The organism is Paenibacillus phyllosphaerae (assembly GCF_014192105.1).
Taxonomy (GTDB): Bacteria; Bacillota; Bacilli; order Paenibacillales; family Paenibacillaceae; genus Paenibacillus_Z; species Paenibacillus_Z phyllosphaerae.
The window spans coordinates 441928-459023 of the sequence record NZ_JACHXK010000001.1 but is presented as its reverse complement, the minus strand read 5'-3'; the positions used below and the strand labels follow the sequence as shown (position 1 = coordinate 459023).

At 56.0% G+C, this 17096-nt stretch carries 13 protein-coding genes; 3 read left to right on the top strand and 10 right to left on the bottom strand.

The window, feature by feature from the left end:
• Window positions 1-4: 4 nt before the first annotated feature.
• Window positions 5-394, top strand: a complete 390-nt coding sequence (locus tag FHS18_RS01770) for a hypothetical protein (protein ID WP_183596282.1) — start codon at window positions 5-7, stop codon at window positions 392-394.
• Between the two features lie 136 nt (window positions 395-530).
• Here the strand turns inward: FHS18_RS01770 and FHS18_RS01765 are convergent, their stop codons facing one another.
• The 8 genes from FHS18_RS01765 to FHS18_RS01730 all read right to left on the bottom strand — a co-directional run bounded on the left by FHS18_RS01765 (window position 531) and on the right by FHS18_RS01730 (window position 11572).
• The gene (locus FHS18_RS01765) at window positions 531-1772 is read right to left on the bottom strand and encodes an MFS transporter (protein ID WP_183596280.1); all 1242 of its coding nucleotides are present in this window, start codon (window positions 1770-1772) and stop codon (window positions 531-533) included.
• A 101-nt stretch (window positions 1773-1873) separates the two neighbouring features.
• Window positions 1874-2719, bottom strand: a complete 846-nt coding sequence (locus tag FHS18_RS01760) for a carbohydrate ABC transporter permease (protein ID WP_183596278.1) — start codon at window positions 2717-2719, stop codon at window positions 1874-1876.
• A gap of 32 nt (window positions 2720-2751) precedes the next feature.
• Window positions 2752-3654, bottom strand: coding sequence for a carbohydrate ABC transporter permease (locus FHS18_RS01755; RefSeq protein ID WP_183596276.1), 903 nt, complete (start codon window positions 3652-3654; stop codon window positions 2752-2754).
• 88 nt (window positions 3655-3742) lie between these two features.
• Window positions 3743-5140, bottom strand: a complete 1398-nt coding sequence (locus FHS18_RS01750) for an ABC transporter substrate-binding protein (RefSeq protein WP_183596274.1) — start codon at window positions 5138-5140, stop codon at window positions 3743-3745.
• A 650-nt stretch (window positions 5141-5790) separates the two neighbouring features.
• On the bottom strand, window positions 5791-7077 hold the full coding sequence (locus FHS18_RS01745; protein ID WP_183596272.1) for an extracellular solute-binding protein: 1287 nt from the start codon (window positions 7075-7077) through the stop codon (window positions 5791-5793).
• Between the two features lie 39 nt (window positions 7078-7116).
• A complete protein-coding gene (locus FHS18_RS01740) occupies window positions 7117-8124 on the bottom strand; it encodes a substrate-binding domain-containing protein (RefSeq protein WP_183596270.1) in 1008 nt (335 codons plus the stop codon).
• A 17-nt stretch (window positions 8125-8141) separates the two neighbouring features.
• A complete protein-coding gene (locus FHS18_RS01735; RefSeq protein WP_183596268.1) occupies window positions 8142-9956 on the bottom strand; it encodes a cache domain-containing sensor histidine kinase in 1815 nt (604 codons plus the stop codon).
• Window positions 9956-11572, bottom strand: a complete 1617-nt coding sequence (locus FHS18_RS01730) for a response regulator (RefSeq protein ID WP_183596266.1) — start codon at window positions 11570-11572, stop codon at window positions 9956-9958. Before FHS18_RS01730 ends, FHS18_RS01735 begins: the two co-directional genes overlap by 1 nt.
• A 374-nt stretch (window positions 11573-11946) precedes the next feature.
• On the opposite strand from FHS18_RS01730, the gene FHS18_RS01725 reads away from it, so the two are divergent.
• Window positions 11947-13056 (top strand): M24 family metallopeptidase, encoded by a 1110-nt coding sequence (locus FHS18_RS01725; protein ID WP_183596264.1) that lies wholly within the window; start codon window positions 11947-11949, stop codon window positions 13054-13056.
• 119 nt (window positions 13057-13175) lie between these two features.
• Here the strand turns inward: FHS18_RS01725 and FHS18_RS01720 are convergent, their stop codons facing one another.
• Entirely contained in the window at window positions 13176-14408 is a 1233-nt protein-coding gene (locus FHS18_RS01720) for an aminopeptidase (RefSeq protein WP_183596263.1), read from the bottom strand.
• Window positions 14409-14590: 182 nt separating this feature from the next.
• Here FHS18_RS01720 and FHS18_RS01715 point away from each other — a divergent pair, with 182 nt between their 5' ends.
• Window positions 14591-15547 (top strand): 3'-5' exoribonuclease YhaM family protein, encoded by a 957-nt coding sequence (locus tag FHS18_RS01715; RefSeq protein ID WP_183596262.1) that lies wholly within the window; start codon window positions 14591-14593, stop codon window positions 15545-15547.
• Between the two features lie 203 nt (window positions 15548-15750).
• Here the strand turns inward: FHS18_RS01715 and yhbH are convergent, their stop codons facing one another.
• Window positions 15751-16905 carry a sporulation protein YhbH gene (gene yhbH / locus FHS18_RS01710; RefSeq protein WP_183596261.1) on the bottom strand — a complete coding sequence of 385 codons (1155 nt, stop codon included), beginning with the start codon at window positions 16903-16905 and terminating at the stop codon, window positions 15751-15753.
• Between the last annotated feature and the right edge of the window lie 191 nt (window positions 16906-17096).

The window sequence follows — 17096 nt, the reverse complement described above, 5'->3', positions numbered from 1 at the left end:
GGCGGTGTCCTACCGGATTGCCAAGGGGGCGCTGGAACGGAAGGTGGTGGAAGCTTATGAAGCGACGGCGGTGCAGACGAGCAAGAAGCTGGACTTCCTGTACCGAAGCTACGACCAGCTGTTCATGACCATGATGGTTGACAAAGAACTGGTCGGCACCGTCACGGGAATGCTCACTGCGCCCGTTGATTCGTACGAATACGCCTCTTATGCAGAGAACGTCGATTCCCTGCTTCAGAATTATATGTACGCCGATCCGAATATTACCTCCCTGGAGCTGCTGACCATGGAAGGCTCGCTTGTGCCGACCAAATCCGGGCTGCTCAAGAACCGCAGTTATGCGGCAGACGGTTGGCTGCAATCCATTGTGAGCCAAGATGGTCAATCGGTCTGAGCAGTCGCTTGCTTCCTCCGAAGAGTTGGCCTCGCAGAGCGCCGAGCGGCTTGGTATAAGCGCAGAGCTTGTAAGGCTATCCGAGCAGCTCGAACGATTATCGCATGAATTAAAAGACTCCCTTGCCCGGTTTGAACTATAGACCGGGGAGGGAGTCCTCTTTTTGCTGCGAACGGCCGGCAGGGTTAGAAGGATCGAACGGTTCGTCGCCGCTTGCGCGCAAGGCTCGCTGCTGGAAGACCGGGATCAGCAGCAAGCAGGCGATCGTGATGAAGACGATCAGGACGAACAGCCAGCCGTGCATGTCTTCGAGGGCAAAAGCGAGCGTGAGCAGCAGGCATCTTGTGAGGATAAGCAGCGTCTCGCGCCAGACGAGAAAAGCGGCGCGTTCGGTCGGCCCCAGCGGCTGGATGCAGCGGAATTGCTGCGCGGACCAGACGGTGGAGAAGTAGAACATGCCGATCGCCGTAATCAAGTTGGAGGCGATCATCGTTCCTCGGTACGGCAGCAGCACGATGAGGAAACCGGCGGCGAGCAGCAACGTCCCGATCCACAGCCAGCGCGACTCGTTGACCGCCATGCGGCGGTACAGCCATAGTCCCAGTAGGGCGGCTAGCGTATACGCCACGTTGAGCAGGGCGATGAGCAGTTTGTTCTGCGTGACTGAGAAGGTAAAGAGCAAGGTGAACAGGTTCTGGAATTGGAGGAATATGCCGCCGGCCAGCAGGGAGAGGAGCATCCATTTGGCCCCGGGGAAGCCAAAAGCCGCTCGGAAGCGGAATCGTATGCTACCGGCTTGCGCCTTCTGTTCCGACGCATGGAGCAGGCCGATCTGCGGCATTCGCATCGCGAACAGCAGCATCCCGGTCAAGAAAATAAGCATCAGGGCAAACGAACCGCCATAGCCGAACCACTCGATGACGCCCGCCGATAGAATCGGAACGGCGAACGAGAGGATTTGGCCGATAATGCTGACGGCGGCGAAATAGCTTGCAAAATCGCGGCCGCGGCCTTGCAGCGAGACGCCGAGATTCTGCGCGGCGGAGGAGAGGCCGAACATGGCGCCTACGGGCAGCCCGAGCAGGGCGATCCACAATAACCGATTTTCGAGCGTGACGGTCATCAAGTAGGCGAAGGCGATCCCGCCCATCAGCGCGGAGCAGGCAAGCAGGACGCGAATCGACCAGCGCGTCAGCAGCTTCGCCCCAAGCCAGAAGGCCGCCCCCCAGCCGAGGAACATCACCAAGTTATAGAAGGAGACGTCGGATATCCTCGCGCCGTCCTCCCAGATATACAGGTTGACATATATGCCGATGTAGATGGAGATGACCGAGCTGACCGTATTCATGACGAGCAGCTTGCATATGTCTGTAGACACGTGGGCAACATCCTTTGTCGATGAGGATCGGGAATCTAGCGCAAAACAATAACCTTAGCGTAAGGGCGGGTTGCCCGGACTAAGGTTTGTTTGGCTTGCTGCTATTTGACGGCGCCGGCCGTAATGCCGCTGGCGATCTGGCGTTGGAAGATGATATAGACGATCAGGATTGGCACGATCGTGAACATGAGCGCCGCGAACAACGGTCCCCATTCCGTCCGGTATTGCATCTCGGCCTGCATAATGCCGATCTCGACCGGCAGCGTGTACTGCTCCGGGTCATTAATGAGGATCGTGCCGACGATGTATTCGTTCCAAATGTTCAGCACGTTGATGATCGCCACCGTGATCAGGCCCGGCTGGGACAGCGGCAGCATGACTTTGAAGAATGTGCCGTAGTAGCCTGCGCCATCGACGGTCGCCGCTTCCTCGAGCTCCTTCGGCAAGCCTTTGAAGAAACCGACCAGGACGAAGATGCCAAAAGCGAGCACGCTGGACGCGTATACCATCGACAGACCGTACCAGGTGTTGGTCAGATGGAGCGAGTTCATCAAGAAGAACAGCGGGATGAGCGCCAGGACGAACGGCACCATCATCGACGAGATATACAGCAAGTAGAGCGCGTTGCTGCCTCTGAACTTGTAGCGGGCGAGGACGTAAGCGGTCATCGCGGCCAGCAGGAGACCGAGCGTCGTCGATACGGTCGTAATGACGATCGAGTTCATGAAGTACCGGTCGAAGTTGTAGGTCGACCAGACATAAGAGAAGTTCTCCCACAGCAGCGGGAATTCGGGCAACGCCCAAGGCTTCTTGAAGAAGAATTGCTGGTTATCCTTCAGCGCATCCATCATCGTCCAGATGAGCGGATAGATGACGGAGATGCACCAGACGATGAGAATGGCGTAGCAGATGAATTTGATGAAGGGGTTGCGAATGCCCAGGTTCATAGTCGATTTCCTCCTAGTCCTTGCGTCTTCCTTTAGCCGAGCTCGACGGTTTCTTGGCGCATCAGGCGCTGCAGGATCACGGTCGTGACGAGCGAGAGCACAAGGATCAGGACACCGATTGCAGATGCGAAGCCGAAGTGATACTGGCGGAACGCCATTTGGTACAAATATGAGCCCATGACTTGCGTGGTGTTGTCCGGACCGCCCTCGGTCATAATCCAGACGATGACGAAGGAGCCGTTCAGCGTCGTCATCATGATGTTCAAGATCGATACTTTCATCTGCTCCCAGATGAGCGGCAGCGTGATCGTCCAGAATTGGTGCCATTGGCTGGAGCCCTCAAGGCTGGCCGCTTCGTAGTACGATTCCGGTATATTCTGAATGGCCGCGATCAAGAGCAGCATATAGAATCCGATGCCTGCCCAGATGGCCGGCGGAAGCAGCATCCAGATCGTGTGATGCTGGAACCCGAGCCATGTGATCGTAACCTGTTCTTTCGTAAACAGGGACAAGAAGGAGTTCAAGAAACCGATCTGCGGGTTGTAGATAAAGTTCCACAGGACGCCGATAACGACGACCGAGATGATGTTCGGAATGAAGAAGGTCGAACGGAAGAAGCTGGCAAGCTTGAAGTTGAAGCGCGTCAGCGCCACGGCGAAGAAGGTGGCGAGAATCATGATGCCGATGATTTTGCCCAGGACGAGAAAATAGTCGTTGCCGATCGCTCTCCAGATGATCGGATCCTTGAACAGATTGACGAAGTTGTCGAGCCCGATGAATTCCTTGTGCTGGGACATGCCCGACCAGTCGAAGAAGGAGTAGTACAACGCTTGCAGCGTCGGATAGATCGTGAACACGCCGAAGAACAGGAGCGTAGGCACGATGAAGGAAGCGATGAAGATCGTCCGCTGCAGCTTGGCCGTTCCTGAGTTCATAAGGTTCACCTTCCTTTCATGTAAATGGGGAGGATGACCAGGAGAGCCCGGCCATCCTCCGCTTAGCCTGTCATGGATGAACGCTTGCTTATTGCGCTGCTTTCTTCACGGCATCGGTGACGCGCTTGACCCAGTCGGCCGGCTCGATCGTGCCTGCCGCCAGCGCCGCGCTCGCATCTTGCATCGCTTTGTCGACGTCCGCGTTGTACGTGATTGTCGGAATAACGACCGTGTTCGCGTCGGTCAGGAATTTGGCCGCATCTTTAACATGGCTAGGCGCATTGGAAGCGCTGATGTCGCCCTTGATGTTGGAAGGCGCGCCGGACAGCTCCGCCCATTGGGACGCTTGCGCTTTGGAGAAGATGAATTGCAGGAACGCTTTGGCCGCTTCCTTGTTCTTCGCGTTCTTCGCGATCGCAACGGTTGCCGTGGACGTATTCGCTACCACTTTGCCGCCGTTGTCTTGGGCAAGGGAAGGAATGAAGCCGAACTCGAAGCCTTCCGGCACGTCTTTGGACATTTCGTTCGGCAGCCACAAGCCGTTCGCAATGAACGCATCCTTATGCTGCAGGAACAGCATTTGGGAATCGGTGTGGTTGATTTGGACCGAACCTTTGTCGATGAAGCCTTTGTCCCGCAGTTCGACGATTTTATTCAGCGCCGTCATGACCGCCGGGCTCTCGTAAGCTTCGACCTTGTTCGCCGCCATATCTTGCAGCACGGTGTAGTCGTTGTTGTTCGCCGATACGATCGCCGGGAACAGGAACGCGCCGTTGATGTAGTACGGGTATTTGCCGGTATGGATGAACGGCGTAATACCTGCGTCTTTGATCTTCGCGCTGACGTCGAGGAACGATTGGTAATCGGTCGGCTCGGTCCAGCCTTTCTCCGCGAAGAGTGCTTTATCCCAGAAAATGCCCCATGAGTTCAGGACGAGCGGAATATTGTACACTTTGCCGTCATATTGCTGAGGCGCTTGGGCCAGAATGTCGAGGATTTTGTCGCCGTCCACGTTCGTTGCCGTCTCGAGCCATCCGGTCAAATCTTCGAGCTGGCCGTCTTCCACGAGCTGGCGGTCGTTAAGCTCAGGACCGTCGATGTAGACGAAGTCCGGCGGGTTGCCCGCGATCCAGCGCGGTTTGTTCTGCTCGTTGATTTTGGCGCCGCCCATCGCTTTGATCTTCAGATCCGGGTTCGCGGCTTGGAAGTCGGCGATGACTTTCTTCCACCATGCGTCGCCGTAACCGCCGACGAAATATTGAATCTCGAAGTCGCCTGTCAGCTTCGTGCCGGCGTCCGTCGTCTCACCGCCCGTATTGGCGTTGTTCGTGTTCGTCGCCGTGTCGGTGTTCGTACCGCCCGAGTTGGCCGCGTTGTTCGCAGGCTTGTTATTGGTCGTTTCGTTGTTCGATCCACAAGCGGCAAGCGGCAGCGTCAGCATAAGTGCTGCAAGACCCATGGTCGCAATCTTTTTCTTCGAAATCATGGATGCAAACCCTCCTCAACAATTCTCTTAGTCACGCCAGTTGCGCGTTCCCCAGCGCCTAAGATCATCATAGAGAGATTCGCCTCTTCGCTGAATCGAATATCTTACAGGAAATCTTGAATAAATTCTTGAATCCTTGTTTTCGTCGTTTTTTCAAGTTTTTCGCGCAAAAGTGGCAGGATGTGCCAATCTGAAAGGCATGCACGTGAAATACGACGGCAGGATCGACTTCACGAGAGCTTAATTCAAATAGTCAAAAACAACAAAGCCTTAGTTCGGGATACCGGACTAAGGCTTTATTTTGTGGTCAAAACGTAAGCGTGTCCACAAAGTGGACGTCAAGCGAGGAATATTACTTCAGCTAGCTATGTGCTCGATTACATCAGGTCTCCTCCCAAAGGCACCCAAGCCGCGAACGAAGCTCGAACCTAGAGCTTTGTCCTAGCGGAGTGATGCATGCCGACTCTGCATGCAAGCCACTCCACAGGGCAAAAGCGGGCCAACCTCGAAAGGACAAATTGAAGACGGCCGCGTAACGAGCAACGCCACTTACGGGTACCCAGTAGGGCCGTGGCCCTCTGGTTCCCCTCCGATGGAGGGGGAAGGGGGAGGCACAAAACAAGGGGGTTCCAAAGGGGCGCAGCCCCTACTCACCGCACCATTTTGCTGCGCGCCACAGCAAACTCTTGCAACTGGTCAAGCGCCTCCTGCGGCGCCATATCATTCAGCAACACGGCGCTGCCCAGTTTGCGCGCCTTGTCCATAATCGCCTGCCATTCGGGCTGCTGGACCGGATAGAACTTCGCTTGGGCCAGCGCATCGAGGCTTTCCTTCATATACGGGTCGGAGGCGGCGAGCTTGCTGCCGACATCTTTTTTCACCGGGAGGAAACCTTCGCGCACGACCATCTGCTGGTAGATCTCGCTGTCGTACAGGAAGTCGAGAAACTTCGAGAGCGCCTTCGTATTCGTATGGTCGGTCTTGAATGAGACGAGTACGTCGTGCACGCCGAACGCGAGCGGCGCTTGACCGGCCTTGACGGGAATCGGGCCGACGCCCCAATCGAGATTCGGGAATTCCCGGGGGACGACAGTGGCGAAATAAGTGCCGGAGATCATCATGCCGAGCTTGCCGTCGCCAAGGATGCGCTGCTTCTCGTCCCGGATCGTCACCGTAGGCTCGGGATCGGTCAGTCCTTCCTGATACAGCCCTTTCAGGAAGGTAAGGCCCTCTACATTTTCCGGCGAGTTGATCGCCCATGCTCCGTCCTTAATCCAGCCGCCGCCGGCGCCCAGGAAGAAGTAGGAGAGGTACGCCTGAATCTCGTTGTCGGTAAGATCGACCCCGAATCCGCTCGCCTGGCCATTGGCCTTAATGTGCTGCGCAGCCGACTTCAGTTCATCCCACGTGGCCGGAGGCTTGGCGATTCGGGCTTCCGCGAATAGCGATTTATTGTAGTAAAGGCTGCGGATGGAAGCGACATAAGGGATCGCATATTGCTTGCCCTCGATCTGATCCATCTCCATCAGATTCGGATACAGCTTGTCCTTCAGCTCGGGCGACAGAATATCGTTCATATCGCTCAGCAGCCCGTCCGCGGCAAAATGGGCGTACACATTCGTGTTGAGCAAATCCGGCGGCTGATTGTTGCTGATCATCGTCGTGTAGATGCCGTCGAGAATGTCCCAATTCGCCACCTGCAGCTCCACGTTGATCGTCGGATTGTTCCGCTCGAATTCGCGCACGAGGCTCTCGAGCATCGGCTTCGTCTCGGTGCTGTACTCGGAGGCGACGAAGCGGATAAGCGCTGGCTCGGTGGTATTCTTGACCGGTGCGGGTACCGGCTGCTCGCTGGAGCAGGCGGCTAGCCCCAACGTCAGCAATAGACTGACGGTCATGATCGGGACATAGCGGCGTCGATAACGAATGGCTCGCATCGCTCGAATTTCGCCTCCTTTCACGTCTTGTTTGTGGTTCTATTCATTCTCGTTGAACGGGAACAGCAGCTTCTGATTCTCGGGCGAATACATGTTGAGCCGCGTCACGACAGTCGACTCGATATGCGTATCGGGCTCGACCGAACGTCCGGATTCCAGCTTAAGCGCCGACTTGAGCGCCAGATAGCCCATGTTAAAAGGGCGCTGCACGAGCGTGGCGTTCAGCACGCCGGCTTCGAGCAATTGAATCTCCTCGATCGAGCTCTCGAATCCGATCAGCTTCACCTTGCCGGCTTGGCCTTCTTCTTCGATCGCTTTGGCCGTGCCAAGCGTGGCCGATTCCGTCAGCGTAATGAACGTGTTGAAGGGCGTCTCGCCGCTGCTGAGCAGCGACTTGGCGATCAGATAAGCGCGTTCCTCGGAGTCCAGGCTGTAGTAAGTGCCGTAGATGCCGTCCGTATAGCCGAACAGCGCTTCCTCGATCCCTTTCTTCCGTTGGACCGAAGCGAGCACGTCGACATTGTCGCTGATAATGGCGGCCTTCGGATGGCCGCCGTTCATGCTGATCGCCGTCTCTCCGGCGAGCCGGCCGGCCCGCAGATGGTCATTGGAGATCGCGACGGGCGGGGATTCAATCTCGATCGGATTGTCGATCAACACGAGCTGGATGCCGGCCTCGCGGACGCGGCCCAGCACATCCTTCATCCGGTAGTCGTTGATCGGCGCGACGACGATCGCATGCGGCTTACGGAGGATGGCGGCCTCGAGCAAGCCGATCTGCGCGTTCGCGTCGGTCTCGGCGAGCGGTCCTTGAATCTCCGCGTTAACGACCATCTCTTTGGCCGCGGCTTCGATGCCTCCCTTGACCGCCTGCCAGAAGTCCGACCGCACGTTGCTCGTCTTCAGGATGACGATGACGTTCTTGTCCGCTTCGCCGGAAGACAGCGCCCAGTCGGCGACGCCCGTGAAGCGGGCATAGAAGAAGGCATAGATAAAGACAACGAGTACCATGACGGTGAACACGACGGTTAAGCGCGATTTACGCATAGAGGTCCGAATTCCTTTCAATCGAGCTTAGGGATGATAATCGTAACACAGGTTCCGACCTCCAGCTCGCTGCGAATCTGAATGCCGTAGGGTTCGCCGAAGAACAGCTTGATGCGCTCATTGACGTTGCTGATGCCGATCCCTTTGCCACCCGATCCGGACTGCAGGGGATCGGACAGCCCCGAGCCGCCTACAGGCTCAAGCAGCATCTCCAGCTTCTCCTCGGTCATGCCGAGACCGTCGTCCTCCACCTCGAACACGATCCGATCTTCTTCCTCGTAACCGCGAATCGTAATTAATCCCATCTCCGGTTTGTTGCGGATGCCGTGATAGATCGCATTCTCGACGAAAGGTTGGAGCAGAATCTTCAGCGACCGGTACATCATGATCGAAGGGGCGATGTCCAGGCGGTAATCCAGCTGGTTGTTATACCGCATCTTTTGGATGATCAAATAGTTCTTGATATGCTCGATCTCCACGCGGATCGGGACGAGCTCCTTCTCCTTGGAGATACTCGAGCGGAACAGCTTGGCGAGGGCGCTGGTCATCAGCACGACCTCTTCATGCTTCTTCTGCTCGGCCATCCAGATGATCGAATCGAGCGTGTTGTAGAGAAAGTGCGGATTAATCTGCGACTGCAGCAAGGCAAGCTCGCTCTTGCGCTTCTGCTCCTGGGTCAGGATCGCTTCTTCCATCAGGTTCTTGATCTGGCCGACCATCATATTGAACGTGCGCCCGAGCTGGCCGATCTCGTTCATCTGGCCGATCTCCGTCTTGATGTCGAAGTTGCCTTTCTCGACGAGCTTCATATCTTTCTGCAAGTTCTTGATCGGGCGGGACAGCTGATGGGACAGCAGCACGGACAGCAAGAGGGCGATCGCCAGACCGAAGAAGGCGTATAGGAACAGCGAGCGGCTGAGCGTATCTTTGTTCGCGATCAGCTCGTCCCCATAAGCGACGCCGACGATTTTCCAGCCGAAGTTCGTCCCTTGCACGGAATAGATCCGCTTGCCGTCGCCTTCGCCGGTCGTGAAGGAAGCGCCGCTGGCGGCGGCGTTCACTTCGTCGATCTTCTCGCTGGCCAGTCCGCTGTAGATGAGCTGCTGCTGCGGGTGGTAGACGATATTCCCTTCCTGATCGACGATGAATACGTACCCTTTGTTGCCGAGATTGATCTGTCTGCAAATATCGTTAATGACGCTCAAATTCAGATCGACGAGAAATATGCCTTCCGGCGAAATGCCGTCCGTGCTCCTCAGTTCGCGGCTGAGCGAGACGACCCAACGATATTCGTTCTGAATGATATTCTGCACATGCGGCGCGGAGATGACGGACTGGCCGCCGGCGGCCTTCGCGGATTTGTACCATGGCGCGTTCCGCACATCGGCGTTCGGGTTCAGGCTCGTAATTCGCCGGTCAGAGACGAACCGGTCGTTGTAGCCGAACACCATAATGGAGGCAATGTCCTGCCTCGTATACAGAATGGCCTGGAAGAGGTCCGAGATCCGTTTCTCGTAGACGCGGCGCTCTTCCGTACTGATGAAGTCATTGTCCGAGATATAGTATTTGACGTCCTTATTGGTCATGGCGAGCAGCGAGATGTTCTCCATGTTGTCGACATACGACTGGATATTGCTGTTGACCTGCTTAATGATTTCCTCGATATAGCCGGTTGCGTTCTGCTCGACCGCATCGACGGACAGCCGGTAGCTGATCAGGCTGGTGACGACGATCGTGACGAGAATAAGGCAGGAGAAGGCGAACGAGATGCTCGACTGGATGCTCTTGAGCGGGAATAAAGGCAGCAGCGGCCTCCGGTTGCCGAATAGCATCAGCCTGCGCTCCGTTCACGGAATTCCCGCGGCGTCATGCCGGCATGCTTTTTGAACAGGATGCTAAAATAATTCGGATCGCCGTAGCCGACCTTATCGGCAATCTCATAGAACTTGAGCGATGTGTGCGCGAGCAGCTCCTTCGCTTTCTCGACGCGGACGCGGGTAAGGAATTCGACGAACGTCTCGCCCGTATGCTGCTTGAATACAAGGCTAAAGTAGCTGGTGCTCATCAGCACATGCCGACATAGTTCCTGCAGCGACATTTTTTCATTCGCATAGTTGGTCTCAATGTATTCGATCGCGCGGCGAATCTGCATGCCCGTGAAATGGCTCCTGCTGCCCTCGATGACGTTCATCACGGTCTGCACGGCCTGCTTCAGCCACTGTTCGATCTCGTCGACGGTCTTGAAGCGGTAGACGTCGGTTAACATCAGCTGCGGGTCGAACGGTACGCTCTGTTCATGCGCCGATAGATCTTGAATCGTGTTGATGAGCGTCAGCACGATTCTCTGCATATGCAGCACGCAAGACTCGATCGGCACCATGGCCGCCTTGAGTTCCGCGACCATCAGCTCGATGAGGCGCTGCGCTTCCGAGACGGAGCCGGTCTTCACCGCTGAAGCGAGCTTCCGGTCCCAGTCGCTTGCGATCGGCGGCAGGGTGGAGGGCTTGCCTTCCAGATCAAGAATGCTCAGCACCCGGTTCTTGCCGAGCAGAAACCGATAGTCGAGCGCCGACAACGCGCTCTTGTAGGAATGGGGCAGACGCTCCACCGACATACTGGCCCGTCCGATGCCGATCGTAATCGTGAACTTCAGATAGCGCTCGATCTCATGGCGGATCTGTTCGGCCACGCGGAACGCTTTCTCATAGAGGGCGCTTTCCTCCGGAATCCTGTGGACGAGGGCCACCATCCGTTCTTCCCGGGTACGGAAGACGAGCACGTCTTCATTCATGCACACTTCGCTGACGATATCATAGGCGGCGAATCTTAACATCTCTTCATCGAACGCGTCAAAATCGAACGTTTCCCGCTCGCCGAAATCATCGATGTCGATGACCAACGCGACGATCATCGGCGTAAGCGGCGGCAGGCCGAAATAGGCGAAGCGCTCGGCAACTTCGGATTTCCCGAGCCCGTTAATGACCAGACGCTCCAAGAACCGCTCCTTCAGCAGCGGCAAGCTTTGCTTCAACTGGCTTTGCAGCCGGCTCAAGTCTTCGCGCCGCTTGGATTCTTCATCCATCTCCGCCCGGACCTTATTCAGCAGTTGGCGGATCTCAGCGGCGGTAATCGGCTTCACGATGAAGTCGGATACTTTGAGCCGGATCGCCTGTTGGGCATAATCGAATTCGTCGAACCCGGTCAGAATGATGATTTTGATATAGGGATAGCTGGCGCCTACGGCGGCCGTCAGCTCGAGCCCGTCCATGAAGGGCATGCTAATATCCGAAATGATCAGGTCGGGCTTGTGCAGCTCGACCGCTTCGAGCGCTTCACGTCCATTGGCGTAGTCTCCGATCAATTCGAAGCCGTGCTCCTGCCATTGAATCGTATTTTTCAAACCATCGCGCACGACGGCCTCGTCATCGACCAGAATGACCTTATACATTCGGTGTCCCCTCTCTTGCTTCAAGCCTTCAATAATGCGTCAAGTAATATGACATAATTATGCTTATTATAAAAGATGAACCAGCCGATGAACATGACAAAAGACACGCAATTGTTGCAAATACTGGACTAAAAGCTCGTATTTTGCAAATAACGCGATAGGTAATGTGACATATGTGGTTGGATAATCGCTATGCCAAAAGTATGGAAGCGCTCTCTATATGATATAGGAAAATTCGACAAGGTACAAAGCTGTTTTTTTTCCATTCAAGCCCTTCCCGGGCGCTTGCTGTAGCGGTCGCTCCGGATGAGCTATAATAGGAGCATATCGGCCAAGCGCCATCATTAACCTATCGTCACATGGGAGGACAATATATGAGCACAATCTATCGCACGCGCAGAGAACAGCTGCTGACCGCGTTCACGGAGCAGGGAATCGGGGCAGGGCTGATCACGTCGCCCACGAATGTCGCGTATTTGACCGGGTTTATGTGTAACCCGCATGAACGCTTCATGGGACTGCTGCTGAATGCGGACAGCAAGGAAGCGGTCTTGTTCGTGCCGTTGCTCGATCAGGATGCAGCCGTAGAGGCCGGCTTCGAGGGGGAGATCGTCCCGATCTCGGATACGCAGGACGCTTATGCGATCCTTGGCGGCCGCCTGTCGGCATCGCTGGGTACTTTCGGCGTGGAGAAACACGCGCTCAGCATGATCCAAGGGGAGACACTGGGGCTTCTGCTGCCGAATACGGATTTCGAGGATCTCGAGACGGCGATTCTGGGCTTGCGTTTATACAAGAGCGACGAGGAGATCGTGAAGGTTCGTCATGCGATCGATATTATTGAACGGGTCGTCGATTATGCCGCCGTCCATGCCAAGGTCGGCATGAGCGAGATCGATCTGACGGCGGAGCTGGAGTATCAGATGCGCAAGCTGGGCGCGGACCGTCCGGCGTTCGAATCGATCGTCCTGACCGGGACTCGATCGGCGCTGCCCCACGGAAAGCCAGGTGCGGCGAAACTTACGCATGGCGACTACTTGCTGATCGATATCGGCGTTCAGGCGGACGGTTATTGCTCGGATATTACGCGCACATTCGTGATCGGCGAAGCGACCAAGGAGCAGGAGCGGATCTACGAGACGGTACTGGCTGCCAACATGGCGGGAATCGCGCAGGCGGAGGCAGGCGTGACGCTGGCGTCGCTTGATGCGGCCGCGCGCGAGGTCATCGTGGAAGCGGGCTACGGGTCGTACTTCACGCATCGCGTCGGCCATGGCTTCGGCATGGACGTGCACGAGTCGCCTTCCTTGCACGGCAACAATCAAGAGCTCGTCCGGAATGGACTACTCTTCACGATCGAACCTGGCATCTACGTGCCGGAGATCGGCGGGGTGCGGATCGAGGATGACGTCTATATTCGCAGCGACGGCAAGGCCGAGGTGCTGACGAGTTATCCGAAGACGCTGCGCGTGCTTGGCGGTTAGCCTGCGGCCATTGAAAAAGACAGAAACACAAATACCCCTTGCAGGGGTTTGAGGACAAATCGCTGAAGCAGCGGTTCATCCTTCCCTGCAAGGGGTATTCGCTTATCTTGCCGATCTCATTAAATCGCCCAGTTGCCGTCGACGAATACGGCTTCTTCCTTGCCGTCAGCCGTAATGCCGGTTATCGATAGATCTTTCGAGCCGACCATGAAATCGGTATGCGCGAGCGAGCTGTTGATGCCTCGGGCAGACAGTTCTTCGCGCGTCATCTTGCTGCCGCCTTCGATGCATGCGGCATACGCGCTGCCGATCGCCAAGTGGCAGGAGGCGTTCTCGTCGAATATCGTTTTGTAGAACAGCAGGTTCGTATTCGAGATCGGCGAGTCGAACGGCACGAGCGCGACTTCCCCTAAGTAGTGGGAGCCTTCGTCCATCTCGACGAGGCCTTGCAGCGTCTCCGCGCCTTGCTCGGCGGTCCAGCCGACGATCCGGCCCTTATCGAACGTGAACGAGAAGTTGTCGATGATGTTGCCGCCATAGCTGAGCGGCTTCTTGCTGCGGACCGTGCCACTCACGCCGGTTGCGAGCGGAGCGGTGTACACTTCCTCGGTCGGAATGTTCGGCACGAAGGCGATGCCTTGATCGTTCGTCTTGCGTCCGCCGAGCCATACATGCTTATCCGGCAGTTCAATCGTCAGGTCGGTGCCTTCGGATTTGTAGTGCAGCTTCTTGTACGCTTTGTTATTGAGGAATTCCGCTCTGCGCTTCAACTCGCCCAGGTGCTTCTCCCAAGCGGCGATCGGATCGGGCTGATCGGCGCGCACCATGCGGAAGATGGCATCCCACAGCAGATCGACTTGCTCTTCCTGCGGCGCATCCGGGAATACTTTGGCCGCCCAGCCTTGCGACGGCGCCGTCGCAAGGCACCAGCTGAACTTGAACGCCTGGACGTATTCGCGGTACTTCGTCAACGCCTTGCGGGAAGCTTTCTCGGAATTGACGATGCGGTCTTTGGCTACGCCGCGCAGCAGGTCCGGATCCGACGAGCTGATCGTGACGGAAGCGGCGCCTTTCTCGACAAGCGCGATCTTCTCGGCGGCCGACCATGTCGGCTCCTCCAAGAAAGCTTCATCCGGAGCAAGATCATATTTGTAACGGGCAACGACATCGTCGGCCCAGAATACTTTCACTTGTGCGGCTCCCAGCTCGTAAGCTTTCTTCACCACAAGGCGGGTCAGATCCGCCGTATCAATATTCGCGTTCACGATCAGCGTCTGGCCTGGCTGGAGATGAACACCAATCTTGAGTATGATGTCGGCATAATTGCTTAGTTTGGTCTGAAAATCGAGCATCGGTTTCGTCCTCCTCATAAACGGCTATGTATATACCCCTACATGATAGGCGTTCTGCTTCCGTGACGCAACTTGGGCTGAACGATCACTTGCGCACTTTCGCGTATATTTTTGAAAATGATGCGTTAACGGCCGATTTTTCATTGTATAATGAACCTACGTATAGCTCAGGAGGACCCTAGATGACGCTGATTAAGCAGATGCAAGCCCAAGATGAATTTGTCGGGTTTTATTTATTGAAGGAGTGCGAGGTGAAGCAGACGAATGCGACGCCTCCGAAGGATTATCTGGACATCGTGCTGTGCGATGCGAGCGGCCAAATCACGGCGAAGCTGTGGGACGTCTCCGCCGCCGACAAGGAAACCTTCTTCCCGATGGGGCTGGTCAAGGTGCAAGGTCTCGTGCAGACCTATCGCGACAAACTTCAGGCGAAGATTCAACGCATGCGCAAAGCCAAAGACGATGACGGCGTAACGATAACCGACTTTATCCGTTCCGCGCCGATCCGGCCGATCGATCTCGTCTACACCATCAAGCAGGTTGCGGCAAGTATCGAGAACGCCGAAGTGCGGACCATCGTCGACTTTTGCGTTGCCAAAGTGGCCGACGAGCTCATGCATTATCCGGCTGCCAAGACGCACCACCATGCGTATTACGCGGGACTCGCCTACCATATCGTCCGTATGCTGGAGCTGGGGGAGTTCGTGTGCAAGCAGCGCCCGTTCCTCAATCCGGATCTGATCAAAGCGGGCATTATTCTACACGATATCGCCAAGCCCGAGGAGATGACGGCGCAGCTGGGCATCGTCTCCGATTACAGCAATCAAGGCAAGCTGATCGGCCATATCGCGCTCGCGTCCGGATGGATTGTCGAAGCCGCGATTCGGAGCGAGATTCAGCTCGACTCGGAGGTCGTGCTGGCTCTGCAGCATCTCGTGCTCTCCCATCATAATTTGGGCGAGTGGGGCAGCCCCGTCCAGCCGCAGATGGCCGAGGCCGTTGCGCTGCACCATATCGACTCACTGGATGCGAAGCTGCAGATGGTCGAGGATGCGCTCGATACGACGCAGGAGACGGAACCTTGGACGCCGATTATTCGAGGCCTCGAGAACAAGGCGGTCTATCGGACGAAGCTATAGCGCAAGTCCTTAGCACTTATAGATGCACGAAGATACGAAAGGATTGCCGGCGTTCGCGCCGGCAATCCTTTTTTGGATATCTAAGAATGTATAAGTTTCACGCTTATCCATCATCCACTATTCTCCGGAATGAAACGTAATGCGCCGCAAGAGGATGGCGTAAGCCGCTTTACCTTGTGCTCCGATGTATGGAGGCGAATCGATCAGCTCGGCACGCTGTCGCGCTTGCGGAAGAATGACTTCAGCGCGTTATAGACCTCGCCTTTCTCGCGAATGACATAGTGCATGAAGTTCGGGAAGTTAATATGCTTGTAAGCCGACATGAGCGTACTGGAGCGGTTGTACTGGTTGACTTCGCCGTAGCCGAACAGGTTGGCCCGTTTGAGCAGCTCGCCAATCAGCTTCACGCACCGTTCGTTGTCGCTCGTCAGGTTGTCGCCGTCGGAGAAGTGGAACGGATAGATATTGTACTGCGCAGGCGGGTACCGGCTGTCGATGATCTCGATGGCCTTGATGTAGGCTGAGGAGCAGATCGTGCCGCCGCTCTCGCCGCGCGTGAAGAATTCTTCCTCGGTCACTTCCTTCGCCTCGGTATGGTGGGCGATGAAGACGATGTCCACTTTCTCGTATTGATGGCGGAGGAAGCGGGTCATCCAGAAGAAGAAGCTGCGCGCGACGTACTTTTCGAACGAGCCCATACTTCCGGAAGTATCCATCATAGCTATAATGACCGCGTTCGACTGCGGCTTAATGATTTCCTCCCACGTCTTATACCGCAGATCATCCGGCGAGATCCCGTGGATGCCTGGCGTGCCGCTCGTGGCGTTGCGCCGCAGATTCTCGAGAATGGTCCTTTTCTTGTCAATATTGGACATAATGCCTTTCTTGCGGATGTCGTTGAACCGGATTTCCTTCGTCTCCAGTTGGTCGCGGTCCTTCTGCTTCAGATAAGGCAGCTCGAGCTCCTCGAACAGCATCGTCTCCAACTCTGCCAGGCTGATCTCGGCTTCGACCACATCGTCGCCCGGTTGATCGCCGGCGCCTTCGCCCTTGCCGCCCTTCTGGGCCGGCTGCGGATCCGTGCCGAGCACATCGCCTACCTGGCTGTCGCCGTCGCCCTGGCCGACATGTTTATTCTTGTTGAAGTTATAGACAAAGCGGAACTCATCCAGGCTGCGAATCGGAATTTTGATGACATGCTTGCCATCGGACATGACGATGTTCTCTTCGGATACCAGATCGGGCAAGTTCTGCTTGATCGCATCGCGTACTTTCTGTTGGTGCCGGGCTTGATCCTGATGTCCTTTGCGGTGAAGCGACCAATCCTCGCGTGACACGATGAAAGACGGCTCGGTCATGCAAGACACCTCCTCGTAGTGGTGAAGATGTACGAATTTTCGTGAAACTTCAAAAAGCAGGCGGCGTGAAGCTGCAACAAGCCTCTCGTGCCGGCGTAGACCTTAACCCTTCAGCCTTATAGCGAAAAAAGATTGTAACTACATATATTCAATTAAGCGGGGGGATATGTGGTAGTGGACGGGATTTTTGG

Coding starts and splice junctions, on each gene's coding strand:
- FHS18_RS01745 (WP_183596272.1), bottom strand. CDS start 7,077: ATGCGAGCCATTCGTTATCGACGCCGCTATGTCCCGATCATGACCGTC.
- yhbH (WP_183596261.1), bottom strand. CDS start 16,905: ATGACCGAGCCGTCTTTCATCGTGTCACGCGAGGATTGGTCGCTTCAC.
- FHS18_RS01715 (WP_183596262.1), top strand. CDS start 14,591: ATGACGCTGATTAAGCAGATGCAAGCCCAAGATGAATTTGTCGGGTTT.
- FHS18_RS01740 (WP_183596270.1), bottom strand. CDS start 8,124: ATGCGTAAATCGCGCTTAACCGTCGTGTTCACCGTCATGGTACTCGTT.
- FHS18_RS01730 (WP_183596266.1), bottom strand. CDS start 11,572: ATGTATAAGGTCATTCTGGTCGATGACGAGGCCGTCGTGCGCGATGGT.
- FHS18_RS01735 (WP_183596268.1), bottom strand. CDS start 9,956: ATGCTATTCGGCAACCGGAGGCCGCTGCTGCCTTTATTCCCGCTCAAG.
- FHS18_RS01750 (WP_183596274.1), bottom strand. CDS start 5,140: ATGATTTCGAAGAAAAAGATTGCGACCATGGGTCTTGCAGCACTTATG.
- FHS18_RS01755 (WP_183596276.1), bottom strand. CDS start 3,654: ATGAACTCAGGAACGGCCAAGCTGCAGCGGACGATCTTCATCGCTTCC.
- FHS18_RS01760 (WP_183596278.1), bottom strand. CDS start 2,719: ATGAACCTGGGCATTCGCAACCCCTTCATCAAATTCATCTGCTACGCC.
- FHS18_RS01720 (WP_183596263.1), bottom strand. CDS start 14,408: ATGCTCGATTTTCAGACCAAACTAAGCAATTATGCCGACATCATACTC.
- FHS18_RS01725 (WP_183596264.1), top strand. CDS start 11,947: ATGAGCACAATCTATCGCACGCGCAGAGAACAGCTGCTGACCGCGTTC.